The following is a 12,604-nucleotide window of genomic DNA, read 5'->3' on the forward strand; positions in this document are numbered from 1 at the left end:
TTGCTGCTGATTGATTTTTTTCAGAAGGCCCTTGGAATCTCCGACGAGACACTGGTGCAGGAGGCACTCCGTGTGTCAGAGACAAGGGTACTGAGAAAAGGGGAGTATCTGATCCGACAGGGAAATGTACCCGCCCATGTGTATTTCCTCATGCAGGGAATTGTCAGGGGTGTGCTCTCTGATGTAAACGGTAAGGAAATTACAGACTGTCTGGTATTCAAGTGCGGCGCGCCGGTCATGCCCAGCTCAGATATTACCCAGGCCGCGCCCATTGATATTCAAACGCTGAGCGAATGTGAGGTTGTGCGCATTGCCGTTTCTGAAATTAACCGGCTGCTCCGGACCTATCCCGCACTTGAAGAACTGTACCGTCAGCTCATTGTGGAGTCGGCCAGGACCCACTGGGAATTGAAAATCGCCATTTATCAGTACAACGCCATGGAACGCTACCAGTGGTTCCAGCAGGTATATCCCGGATTAAGCGAGAAAATCAGCAACAAGTACATCGCGTCTTTTCTCAATATGACGCCCGTGACCCTGAGCAGGCTGAAGCAGGAGCTGAAGAAGCAGGGGTAAGAAAGCAGAGAGCGCCCGGAGCCGTGTAACGGCTCCGGGCGCTCTCTTGAGACGGAGATCAATAACAGAACTTGCCGGCAGGCTCGCCGTTGATGACGCAGTACACAGCGCCGTCCTCGGGCTTGACGTAGAGCTCCATGGTCTCAATGGCCTCAGTGTGGCCGGCCTCGGCCCACACCTGCTTGGCGCCGGCGATCATGGTGTTCTCCGTGACCTGACGTCCGCAGTACTCCAGGATAATAGTGGTCTTGGTCTCCACAGCCGTCTCAGCGGCCTTCTTGGCGGGAGCCTTCTTAGCAGCAGCGGCGGTCTTGCGAACGGCCTTCTTCTCAGCGGCCTTGGGGGCAGCCTCGGCGGCAACCTCAGTGACAGCCTCGGGCTTGACCTCGGCCTTAGGAGCGGCCTTCTCCGCGGCAGCCTTCACAGCGGCCTCGCGACGCTTCGCACCAGCGATCATATTTCAATTCCTCCAGTCCATATTGTTCAGACATGTTTTCATATGATTTGCTACGATTATTCTACAACAATTTTCCGGCAATTGTCATATATAAAATGTAAGAATTTTCAAAAGCGGACAGAATGGAATTTAGCTAATGCGTACTGAATCGGGCGAATCCGCATAAAACCGAACCTTTGACTGCGGAAGAAGGCGCCTGGCAGGAAGCGGGAGAGGGGCGCACAGGGCGGCCCCTCTCCCGTTGGCGGAAGAGCGCTCAGCTCCGGCAGCCCTTGCCGGCGGAGGGCGGGCAGCGGTCAGGGCGGTCGCCGTGGCCGCAGTCCCGGTCGGGGCGGTCACAGCCGCAGCCGCCCGCGCTGCCGTTGGGGGGGAAGAACTCATCCACGGGGAACTGGACGTGGCGGAAGATTTCGCAGGGATCGTCCTCGCAGCCGCCGCAGGTGCACTCTTTCTCAGGCATGCAGTAGTCATAGGCGGGCATGAGCAGCTGGGTGTCCCGCTCCAGACGGATGATGGAGAACTGGCCCAGGGTGACATAGACCCGCTTGCCTTCACTGCCGAAGCACAGGTCGCCGCCGAAGCAGGAGCAGATGCAGGGCGGAATCTCGGACAGCTCGCAGTCGCAGCAGGGGCGGCAGTCGCACATGTCCACCAGCTTCATGTTGAGCACGATGGGGTCCACCGCCTCCACCACTGCGGTGGGCAGGTTGGTCTTCATGATGTTCTGTTCGTCCAGAGCGCCCAGGGCGGCCTCGGAGGAGAACACCTTGGCGCTGCCCTCGCTGCCGAAGAGGATGACACGCTTGTCAAACACGCACAGGCCGCAGACCTGTACGGGCCGGGCAGCGCCCACAAAGGCGTCGGCAGTGACCCGGTAGAAGTAGCGGACGTCCACGGTGAAGAAGCCGCGGTTGAAGCCGATGGGCTCCACGTCGATGTACACATAGAGCAGCTCCGCCTGGCCGGCGCGGATGGATACAGCCCGGTCAATGGCGCACTGGGAGCTCTGGGTGGGGTAAAAGCGAAGGTCCTCAATGCAATCCTTGTCCCGGCAGGAATCAAAAATCTTCTTGGTATGGATGCAGACGGCCTCGCGGATACAGGCGGAGTCCTGCACGGGGCCGGGCATAACCTTTTCAGGCATGGAAATACCTCCCGATTGAGTAGTGAGAGGCTGAATGCCCCTCACGCCATACTATGGACAGCAAGGCGGTTTGGTGCGGGAGGGATTGGCATTCCGGGCCCGGGCGCATATCATGGGGCGCCTGATCGGCGGAGGGACGGCGCAAACGGAGAGAAGAAACGGAAAAGCAGGCTGATTTTTGCGGAAAAAGAAAAACGGAGCGCCTCGTGAAAGAGGCGCTCCGTACCCGGAGGCGGGGGAGATGGAAAACTCAGTCCACCAGCTTGTCCAGCTCCTTGATGTGCTCGGTCTCGTTGGAGGTCTTGTGGTTGGCCTGCTTGGCGTAGAGGTTGACGGCCACCTGGGACTTCTTGATGGGCTGCATGGTACCGGCGCCGGCCACGCAGCCGCCGGGGCAGGCCATGCCCTCCAGCAGATAGCCGGGGTATTTGCCGGCCACTGCGTCCTTCATCATCTTGTAGCACTCCCGCAGGCCCTCGGCCTTGGCCACCTTGAGCTCCCGGTCGGGGTAGCGCGCCTTGATGACGTCCACCACGGCCTGGGCCACGCCGCCGGACACGGCGAAGTTGCGGCCGTCAGTGGAGGCGTCGTTGACGCCGGTGGGGTCCTCCTCAATGGTGGCCAGGTCCACGTGCTTGGCGTCGAAAATGCCGGCCATCTCCTCAAAGGTGAGGACAAAGTCCACCTCGCTGCGCACGCTCTTGCGCATGGCCTCCAGCTTCTTGGCGGCGCAGGGCCCGATGAACACCACTTTGCCGTTGGGATGATTGTGCTTGATAAGGCGGGCGGTCAGAGTCATGGGGGTCAGGGCCATGGAGATGCAGTTGGCGTGGTCGGGGAAGCTCTTTTTGGCCATGACGGACCAGGCGGGGCAGCAGGAGGTGCCCATGAAGGGCAGCTCCTCGGGGACCTCCCGGATAAAATCCTCGGCCTCCTGGGTGGCGCACAGATCGGCGCCGATGGCTACCTCAAAGATATCGGCAAAGCCCAGCTGCTTCATGGCGGCGCGGAGCTTGCCGGGGGTGACCTTGGGGCCAAACTGGCCCACAAAGGCGGGGGCTACGGCGGCGTACACCCGCTCGCCGGACTGGATGGCCCGGATGACCTGGAAAATCTGAGACTTGTCGGCGATGGCGCCAAAGGGGCAGTTCACCAGGCACATGCCGCAGGAGACGCACTTTTCGTAATCAATCTCCGCCTTGCCGTTGGCGTCGCTGTGAATGGCGCCCACGCCGCAGGCCACGGCGCAGGGCCGCTCCTGGATGATGATGGCCTTGTAGGAGCACACGTCGGCGCAGCGGCCGCACTTGATGCACTTGTCCTGGTCGATGTGGGAGCGGCCGTTGTAGCGGTCCAGCTTGATGGCGTCCTTGGGACAGACCTCCTCGCAGGGGTGAGCCAGGCAGCCCTGGCAGCCTTCAGTGACCAGCACCTTCTTCTCGGCGCAGCCGTTGCAGGCGAACTTGATAACATTGATCAGGGGCGGAGTGTAGTAGGTCTCGTCCCGGTCGGCGGCCTCGATATTGTCGGACAGGGGGGCGTGCTCCGCCGCGCTGCGGCAGGGCAGACCCATGGCCAGCCGCAGACGCTCGCCTACGATGGCCCGCTCCAGGAACACGTCGTTGCGGAAATTGCCCACCTCGCCGGGAATAATTTTATAGGGAAGCTCCTCAATGCGCTTGTCCACCGGCCACTCGGTGTGGTAGGCCATGCGGGCCACCTCGCGGAAGATTCTGTGCCGGATCTCCTGAATACGCGTTTCAACGCCTCTCATACTGTTTTAGATCCCCCTTGTGTTTCTTCGGTGTTGCAGATAGAACCGATTTTGCCCGCTAAAACTGCGGGATTCTTCTTACAGTGAAAGAATACCGCAAATATCCCCGCTTGTAAATCATCAGGAGCAAATTAAATGTGATTTTTACATTAGAGAAGAAAAAGAAGACTATAATGGCCGGCTTTCGTGTACGTTTCACAGGACAGAGGAAAAGGAGATCCTTGCAAATGACCCGCTGAGCGCTTATCATGGAGAAAAAAGGAGGACGAATCGTATGAGACGAAAAGACCGGGAACGGGGGACAGAATTTATCCACCAGGTGATGGACCGCTGTGCATACATGGTGCTGTCCATGACAGGAGTGGACGGCCTGCCCTACTGCGTGCCTCTGACGCCGGTGCGCAGCGGGGAGAACATCTACTTCCACTGCGCCCTGGAGGGGGAAAAGGTGGACGCCCTGCGTGCCAACCCCAAGGTGGCGATGGCCTTTGTGGAGGAGGCGGAGACAGTGCCCCGGAAGTTCACCGCCCAGTACTCCTCCGTGCTGGCCCGGGGTACGGCCAATGAGGTGACGGACGAGGCGGAGAAGCGGGAGGCTCTGCGGCTGCTGTGCCTGCGGCACTGCCCGGCGGACATGGACCGGTTTGACGAGGCGGCGCGGGCCTGGATGCCCCGCACTGCGGTGTGGAAGGTCCGCATCGACACAGCCACCGGAAAGGAAAATTCCGGAGACTGAAAGAGCGCTGCCGGGCCAACAGCGTGCAATAATACCAACGAACACAAGGAAGTGCCTTGACCTGTCCCCGCAGTCTGTGCTAGTGTGAACGTAAAGTCCTGCCCGGTGCAGGCTGGAAAAACGGACGATGGGGAGGATTGTCATGGCGACGGTTACTGTCATACGGGGCGGGGAGGTCCGCCGGATTCACGGGGAGCGGGGGGAGTCCCTGCTCAGCGCCCTTCAGCGGGCGGGCCTGCGGGAGCCGGACGCCCCCTGCGGCGGAAACGGGACCTGCGGTAAGTGCCTGGTGGAGGCGGAGGGCGCCCTCTCAGAGCCCGGCGCCCACGAGCTGGAAAAGCGGGGGGCGGGAGAGCGCCGCCGTCTGGCCTGCTCCGCCAAAATCCTGGGGGACTGCACGGTGCGCCTGCCTGTGAGCGGCAGCGACGCGGTCATTGCCAGCGAGGGCTTTGACGGGGCGGACTTTCCCCTCAAGCCCTGTGTGCCCCTTCCGTCCGGCGGCGGAGTGGGCGCGGCGGTGGATATCGGCACCACCACTGTGGTGGCCTATCTCTACGATTTGAAGGATGGCCGGCGGCTGGGCGTAGCCAGCGGTATGAACGCCCAGCGGGTGTTCGGCGCCGACGTAATCTCCCGTGTCAACCACGCAAACACGGCGCCTGGCGGGCTGGAGCAGATGACCGGGGCTGTCCGGGAGCAGCTCTCCGGCATGCTGCGGCAGCTGTGCGCCGGCGCGGGCAGGACACTGGAGGAAGTGCGGGATATCTCTGTGGCTGGAAACACTATCATGGAACACATTTTTGCAGGCCTCTCCCCGGCGTCCATTGCGGTGGCGCCCTTCCGGCCCCTCTCCCTCTTTGGGGACAGCCGTCCTGCGGCGGAGGTGGGCCTGCCCGCCCCCAACGCCCAGGTCTATCTGGCCCCCTGTGTGGCGGGCTATGTGGGCGGCGACATTACAGCCGGACTGCTCTCCTCTGGAGCCTACCGGGCGGAGCGGCGGGTGCTGTTTCTGGATATCGGCACCAACGGGGAGATGGCCCTGGGGGACCGGAACGGTTTTACCTGCTGCGCCACCGCCGCCGGGCCCGCCTTTGAGGGGGCGGAGATCGTGTGCGGCATGTCGGGCGTTACCGGGGCCATCAGCCAGGTCCGGCTGGAGAAGGGGGCGCTGCGGTGTACCGTCATCGGCGGCGGCCAAGCCAAGGGCATCTGCGGCTCCGGCCTGGTGGACGCGCTGGCCGTACTGCTGAAGCTGGGCGCGGTGGACGAGACAGGCCGCCTGCTTCCGCCCGACGAGGCCCCGCAAGAGACCCGGCCCTGGCTGGAGGAGGCGGAAGAGGAGGGCTGCGTGTTCTGGCTGGACCGGACGGCAGGCGTGCGCATCACTGCGGGCGACGTGCGCAAGCTGCAGCTGGCCAAGGCGGCGGTGGCCGCGGGCATCCAGACCCTGCTGGAAGCGGCGGGGACCGGTGCAGATGGAGTGTCGGCTATGTATCTGGCCGGCGGCTTTGGCAGCTATCTGGACAAGGAGAGCGCCGCGGCCATTGGGCTGTTCCCGGCCCGGCTGCTGCCGGTGCTGCGCAGCGTGGGCAACAGCGCCGGGGCAGGTGCGGCGGAGGCGCTGCTCTCCGCCCCGGCCAGAGAGGAGCTGACGGCGGTGCGGGACCGCTGCGGCTATCTGGAGCTCTCCTCCCACCCCGCCTTTACCGGGCATTACATTGACTGCATGTCCTTTGAGGAGCAGGAGTAATCTGTCCCAAAGCGGAGAATAACAAAAATTACCTGAAAAGAACCGCCTCCTTTGGATCAAACTAGGTCCAAAGGGGGCGGTTTTTATGACCAGGGAGTTTTTCCGCAGCCGGCGGGCAAAGACGCTGATAATCAGTTTTACGGCGGCAGCCTTTGCGGTGACTGGCGGCGCGGCGCTCAGAAGCCACGCCAGAGCAGAGACCTACCGGAACATTGTCAACAACACATACCAGCACGCCTTTGCCGAGCTGACCACTGCAGTGGCGGAGATGGACGCGGCGCTGCAAAAGACCGCCTATGTCACGTCCCAGCCCCTGCTGGCGCAGCTGTGCACAGAGCTGTTCGGCCGGGCCATGTCGGCCCAGATGGCCGTAGGCGAGCTGCCCTACGGCAATGTGGAGCTGGCCCAGACCGCGTCCTTTGCCGCCAAGGTGGGGGACTATGCCGCGGCCCTGTCCAAGAGCACGGCGTCGGGAGGCGGGACCACAGAGGAGGAGAAGGAAAACCTGCGGGCCCTGGCCGCCGCCTCGGGGCAGCTATCCCAGATGCTCCAGGACCTGCAGGCCGGCATCCACGGCGGGACCATTACCCTGGAGGACCTGGAGCAGGCACAGGCCCGGCTGGCCCAGTCCCAGGAGACCACGGAGGACACGGCGGGGAGTACCTTTCAAAACATGGAGGCCGACTTCCCTGAGGTGCCCACCCTTATCTACGACGGTCCTTTCTCCGAGCACCTCTCCACCCAGCAGCAGCCCAAGGCCCTGGAAGGGATGGAGGAGGTGACCCAGGAGGAGGCCCAGGCCGCGGCAGCGGAGTTCATGGGCCTGAAGCCGGAGATTTTCACGTCAGTAGCCACCGGCGAGGGGGCCATCCCCTACTGGAGCTTCTCCGCCGTGGTGGACGGAGGCGAGGTGTATATCGAGGTGTCCCGCCAGGGCGGAAAGGTGACCGAGCTGATGAACGCCCGGCCGGTGGGAGAGGCCGCCCTCACGGCGGAGGAGGGGGTGGAGGCAGCCCGGGCATTCCTGGCCGCACAGGGTTACGGGGATATGGAGCCCAGCTACTATATCAGCCAGGACAATATTCTCACCGTCAATTTTGCCGCCCGGCAGGGGGATGTGCTGTGCTATCCAGACCTTGTCAAAGTGGCGGTGGCGCTGGACAGCGGCAGCATTGTGGGATTTGAGGCCGAGGGCTACCTGATGAACCATACCCAGAGGGGATTGGAGACGCCGGCCGTCTCCGAGGAAGCGGCCCGGGCGGTGCTGGACCCGGCGCTGGACTGCCTGTCCCATCAGCTGGCCATTATCCCCACCAGCGGCAAATACGAGGTGCTCTGCCATGAGTTTAAGTGCCGGACAGAGGACGGGCGGCACTATATTGTCTATGTAAACGCCCAGACCGGAAACGAGGAAAAGATTCTGCTTCTCATTGAAGATGAGAGCGGAACGCTGACCATATAGCGTACCGCGCCTGACGCCCATCCGGAGACCTTCTTCTCTCCGGATGGGCGCGCATTTGCCTCCGTACGCCGGAGCTCGTGATGAGATATACCAATTTTTGATAAAAACCGAGAAAAACGGAATAAAGATAAAAAATTGAGAACATGATTTCAGAGAAACGCGGAAAGTCACTTGAAGGAAATACGGAAGCATGGTAAAATAAAAATCAATAATTCGGAAAAAGAATATTTTTCAGACGCAAGAATCTGCATCTCGCTGCGGAGGGGAGAAGCAGATCGGGGACGGCGTCTGTCGGCATGGTCGGGAAAGAGGCCAGGATTACGGCGGAAGAGCTTGAGAGGTTGCAATGAGCATGGAATTGGACAGGCAGTATGTGGTGGAGACATACCGCAGCATCTTGGACTTTTTGAGCGAGAGCTCCAACGACTACTTCTATTTCTTTGACTTTAAGACAGACCGCCTCTATTTTTCCAGGAATATCTGCAAGAATTATGACCTGATGGAGGATGGAAGGGAGTATATCTCCGGCCGGGAGTGGCTTGAGAAGGTATACACCTGGGATCTGCCCGTTATGCAGGAGGCATACAGACGGCTGTACAGCGGTGAGGATCGGGTGCACCGGCTGGAGTACCGCATTATCAACCGCAGGGGAGACGTGGTGTGGATTAGCAGCCGCGGCAAGAGCCAGATAGATTCCAACGGGAAGCCCGTCTGGGCCTTTGGCTGCATCTCTGAGGACGCCATGGACGGCAAGGCGGACAGCTTCACGGGCGCGCTGAATATGCACCGGCTCAGGCAGGAGTGCGGACAGCTGCTGGCGGAGGAGCAGGACGGTTTTCTGCTGCTGGTTGGGGTGGACGACCTGAAGTCCATCAATCTGAAAATGGGGCGGGAGCATGGCAACAAGGTGCTGCAGCATGTGGCCGCGGCGCTGAAGCGGGCGGTGGACGGGGCGCGGCAGATCTACCGGACCAATGGGGACTGCTTTGCGGTCAATCTGCCGAAGGCGGATGCCGGGCAGGCAGAAGCCGTATTCTCCTGCGCCCAGAAGCTGCTGGCCGGGGAATGTACTCTGTCCGGCGGCTGCGTGCCCTACCGGGAGTACATGGTGCCCGACGCCGAGACCCTCTATCAGTATGCTGAAAACACCCTGGACCACGCCAAGGCCCGGGGGAAAAACCGGCTGCTGTTTTTCTCTGCCGACGACTATGAGCGGGAGATTGCCACCCTGGAGCTGAAGGAAGAACTGCTCAACAGTGTCCGGGCCGGGTTCCAGGGCTTCTCCCTGGTCTACCAGCCTCAGGTGTTCTCCGCGACTTATGGAATTTATGGCGCGGAGGTACTGCTGCGGTATACCTCTCCCAGGCGGGGCAGCGTGCCCCCGTCGGAGTTTGTGCCCATTCTGGAGCAGAGCAAGCTGATCTGCCCTGTGGGCATCTGGGTTCTGGACACCGCTCTGAAGCAGTGCAGGGTGTGGCGCAGACAGGCGCCTGATTTCCACATGAGCGTCAACGTGTCCTACACCCAGCTGTGTGAGGAGAATATCGTCCAGAAGGTGTTGGACGCGGTGAACCGGAGCGGCCTGCCAGGCAGCGCGGTGACGCTGGAGATTACCGAGAGCATGCAGCTGCTGGACTATCCGCATATCAACGACCTGTTTCTCCAGTGGAAGAAGCACGGCATAGAGATTTCCGTGGACGATTTCGGCACCGGCTACTCCAGCCTGGGGCGGCTGAAGGAACTGGAAATTGACGAGATCAAGATTGACCGGTGCTTTGTCAACAACATTCAGCACAGCGCCTACAATTATCGCCTGCTGGGCAACATGCTGGAACTGGCCGACAGCTGCCAGATTCGGGTGTGCTGCGAGGGCGTGGAGACGGAAGAGGAGCTGGCGGCGCTGGAGGAGCTCCATCCCGCGCTGCTCCAGGGCTTTCTGTTCTCGCGGCCCTGTACCGCCCGGGAGCTGGAGGAGCGATACTTCCGGACAGAGAGCCCGGACTACATGGAACGGGTGGAAAGGGAGCGGAACTACCTGAGCCAGATCCATGCGGCGGAGATTGACGCCGCGGTAGACTGGCCGGAGGATGAGATGGCCGCCGCCATTATGGAGGCGGAAAATGATATCTTCTATGTCAGCGACATGGATACCTATGAGCTCTACTATGTCAGTCCGGCGGGGCGGCGGCTCATGGGACTGCGGGACTACCGGGGCCGAAAGTGCTATAAGGTCCTCCAGGGCCTGGATGAGCCCTGCTCCTTCTGCACCAACGCCAAGCTGAAGCAGGACAAATTTTATATCTGGGACAGGGAGAACGAGTACTGCGGGCGGCACTTTCTGCTCAAGGACAAGATGATCACCCACCGGGGGAAACGGCTGCGGATGGAGGTGGCGCTGGATATTACCAAGCATGAGATTGTCAGCCGCAGCACGCAGGAGCGGCTGATTTTCGCCCAGAAGATTGCCGGATACACCAGGACCCTTGCGGAGAATGCCGACTACGGAGAGGCGATCAGCCGGGTTCTGGCCTCAGTGGGTGATTTCTACCAGGCGGACCGGGCCTATCTCTTTGAGCCCAGCCCGCGGCGGGAGGGATATTGGGACAACACCTTTGAGTGGTGCGCGCCCAACGTGGAGGCCCAGGCACAGAATCTGCAGGAAGTGCCGCCGCAGGCCGTGGCGCGGTGGATGGAGCTCTTTGACCGGGGGCGTTCCGTGGTCATTCTCAATCTGGATGCCCTGCGCCGGGAGAACCCGGAGGAATGGCAGATTCTGGACGCACAGAGGATTGCACGGCTGATTGCGGTGCCGCTTCGGGACGGCGGCCGTACCATCGGGTTTATCGGCGTGGACAATCCCCGCTATGCGATCCAGGATGACACACAGGTTTGGGTGCTGTCCAGCTTTCTGGTCAACCGCATCCGGCAGGAGCGGAATGAGAAGCGGTACCGGGAGCTGCTTCGGGCCAACTACCATGACGTCTTTGAGATGCTGGGCCTGGGCCTGTGGATTATCCGTCTTGACCGGGAGAAGGGCCGCCATGAAATGGTGGCCAGCGACGCGATGCTCCACATTCTGGGCGTCTCCGGCGTGCCCAGCGCCGAGGAGTGCTACCAGTTCTGGTACGGCAGGGTCAACGACGGCTACCGGCGCTATGTGGACGAGTCAATGCAGACGATGATCCGATCGAAGCGGCCCGTTCAGATGGAGTACAGCTGGCGGCACCCCCGGCGGGGGAATGTGCTGGTGCGCTGCACCGGCATGCGCTTCCAGGACGAGAACGGCATGCTCTGCCTGAAGGGGTATCACCGCATTGTTAACGACATGGAGCGGCCCAATCTGGTGCCGGAGGCCTGCGTGCGGGACATCTTCGAGTACAACGCGGCGGAAAAGACCATGTTCTTCCACACGGAGCGCACGCTGCTGCTGGGAGAGGAGGCCCGCGAGTCTGACTTCCCCCAGTGCTGGATTGACAGTGAAATTGTCCATCCCCATTTTGTAGCGCAATTCCGCAGCGCCTTCCCGGGGCTGCACGGAGGAGCGGGGAAGGCGCGCCGGGAGCTGCTGCTCAAATCCAAGAGCGGGACATATGAGTGGTTCAAGCTGACAACCCAGCGGCTGGACCGGGAGGAGCAGGGACAGGAGGCGGTCATCGCCGTGCTGGAGCCCATCGGCGCGGACCGGGGCATGGAGCTGGAGTACATGCGGATGCGCAAACTCTACCACACGCTGCTGTCCGAGGCCATCGCCTATGCGGAGGTGGACCTGGAGAGCGGACAGATTAAGTCCGTGGGCGGGCTGTGGCAGGCCTACAAACAGGACTACCGCCAGAGCTCCCGGCACTTCATTGAGGTACTGGAACAGCAGCTGTCCCATATAATCTCTGACGAGGAGCTGGAGCGGCTCAGACGATACCGGGACCCGGCTGCGTGGAAAGAGATGCTGGCGCGGGGGGAGACCAGCAGCCGGTTCTGCTACCGCCGGCCGGTGGGAGACGCCCTCCACTGGGTGGAGCTGACTACCTACCTGTTCCGGGAGGATATCACCCACAATATGTACACCCTTATTTATCTGAAGGATATCAACGCGGAGAAGGAGCGGGAGTTTGCCCAGGCCAAGGCGGCCGACCGGGACCCGCTGACCGGCCTGTACAACCGCACCGCTTTCGAGCGGGAGGTGGTCCGGTGCGTGAGCGAGTGCAATCGGTCCCCCTGCGGCGTGCTGCTGATATTAGACATTGACAACTTCAAGCAGATCAACGATAAGATGGGGCATCTGGAGGGGGACAAGGCGCTCCAGACCGTGGCCCGGGCGCTGACCGCCACCTTCCGGCACGAGGATATTGTGGGGCGTCTGGGCGGCGACGAGTTCCTGGTCTTTATCAGGGGAGCCCTCCGGAGGGAGCAGCTGGAACGGCGTCTGGAGAGCCTGATGGCCAGCCTGGAGCAGACGGCGGGCCCCATACTGACAGGCAGTGTGGGCCTGACCTATGTCTCCTGCCTGGACTTCGACTATGACGGCTATCTGAAACGGGCCGACCTGGCGCTGTACAAGAGCAAGCGGCAGGGAAAGAACCGGTTCCAATTCTATGAGGATGCAGACAGCTGAAACGAAAAATACGGCAGCCCGCTGCGGCGCACAGTATGCGCGGTGCAGCGGGCTGCCGCTTTTTCCAGGGGCTCTGAACCGGACAAAGAGAGTCCG

General features: G+C 61.5%; 8 protein-coding genes. 5 read left to right on the forward strand and 3 right to left on the reverse strand.

What is annotated here, in order from left to right; genetic code table 11:
• Complete coding sequence (locus Q0K06_RS02055) at positions 1–576, forward strand: Crp/Fnr family transcriptional regulator (protein WP_294547890.1); 576 nt, start codon at positions 1–3, stop codon at positions 574–576.
• Positions 577–634: 58 nt separating this feature from the next.
• On the opposite strand, the gene Q0K06_RS02060 is transcribed toward Q0K06_RS02055, so the two are convergent.
• The 3 genes from Q0K06_RS02060 to Q0K06_RS02070 all read right to left on the reverse strand — a co-directional run bounded on the left by Q0K06_RS02060 (position 635) and on the right by Q0K06_RS02070 (position 3,951).
• Positions 635–1,033 carry a DUF6465 family protein gene (locus Q0K06_RS02060; RefSeq protein WP_294547894.1) on the reverse strand — a complete coding sequence of 133 codons (399 nt, stop codon included), beginning with the start codon at positions 1,031–1,033 and terminating at the stop codon, positions 635–637.
• A 256-nt stretch (positions 1,034–1,289) separates the two neighbouring features.
• Positions 1,290–2,177, reverse strand: coding sequence for a hypothetical protein (locus Q0K06_RS02065; protein ID WP_294547897.1), 888 nt, complete (start codon positions 2,175–2,177; stop codon positions 1,290–1,292).
• A gap of 250 nt (positions 2,178–2,427) precedes the next feature.
• Positions 2,428–3,951 carry a 4Fe-4S dicluster domain-containing protein gene (locus Q0K06_RS02070; RefSeq protein WP_294547899.1) on the reverse strand — a complete coding sequence of 508 codons (1,524 nt, stop codon included), beginning with the start codon at positions 3,949–3,951 and terminating at the stop codon, positions 2,428–2,430.
• A gap of 274 nt (positions 3,952–4,225) precedes the next feature.
• Between Q0K06_RS02070 and Q0K06_RS02075 the strand changes: the two genes are divergently transcribed.
• From Q0K06_RS02075 to Q0K06_RS02090, 4 genes are all read left to right on the forward strand, one after another.
• Entirely contained in the window at positions 4,226–4,687 is a 462-nt protein-coding gene (locus Q0K06_RS02075) for a pyridoxamine 5'-phosphate oxidase family protein (RefSeq protein WP_294547901.1), read from the forward strand.
• A 142-nt stretch (positions 4,688–4,829) separates the two neighbouring features.
• Positions 4,830–6,437: an ASKHA domain-containing protein gene (locus Q0K06_RS02080; RefSeq protein WP_294547904.1), complete on the forward strand. Its 1,608-nt coding sequence runs from the start codon at positions 4,830–4,832 to the stop codon at positions 6,435–6,437.
• An 85-nt stretch (positions 6,438–6,522) separates the two neighbouring features.
• Positions 6,523–7,899: a germination protein YpeB gene (gene ypeB, locus Q0K06_RS02085; RefSeq protein WP_294547907.1), complete on the forward strand. Its 1,377-nt coding sequence runs from the start codon at positions 6,523–6,525 to the stop codon at positions 7,897–7,899.
• Positions 7,900–8,245: 346 nt separating this feature from the next.
• Entirely contained in the window at positions 8,246–12,508 is a 4,263-nt protein-coding gene (locus tag Q0K06_RS02090; protein WP_294547911.1) for an EAL domain-containing protein, read from the forward strand.
• Positions 12,509–12,604 lie beyond the last annotated feature (96 nt).

Source organism: uncultured Pseudoflavonifractor sp. (assembly GCF_944387805.1).
Taxonomy (GTDB): Bacteria; Bacillota; Clostridia; order Oscillospirales; family Oscillospiraceae; genus Pseudoflavonifractor.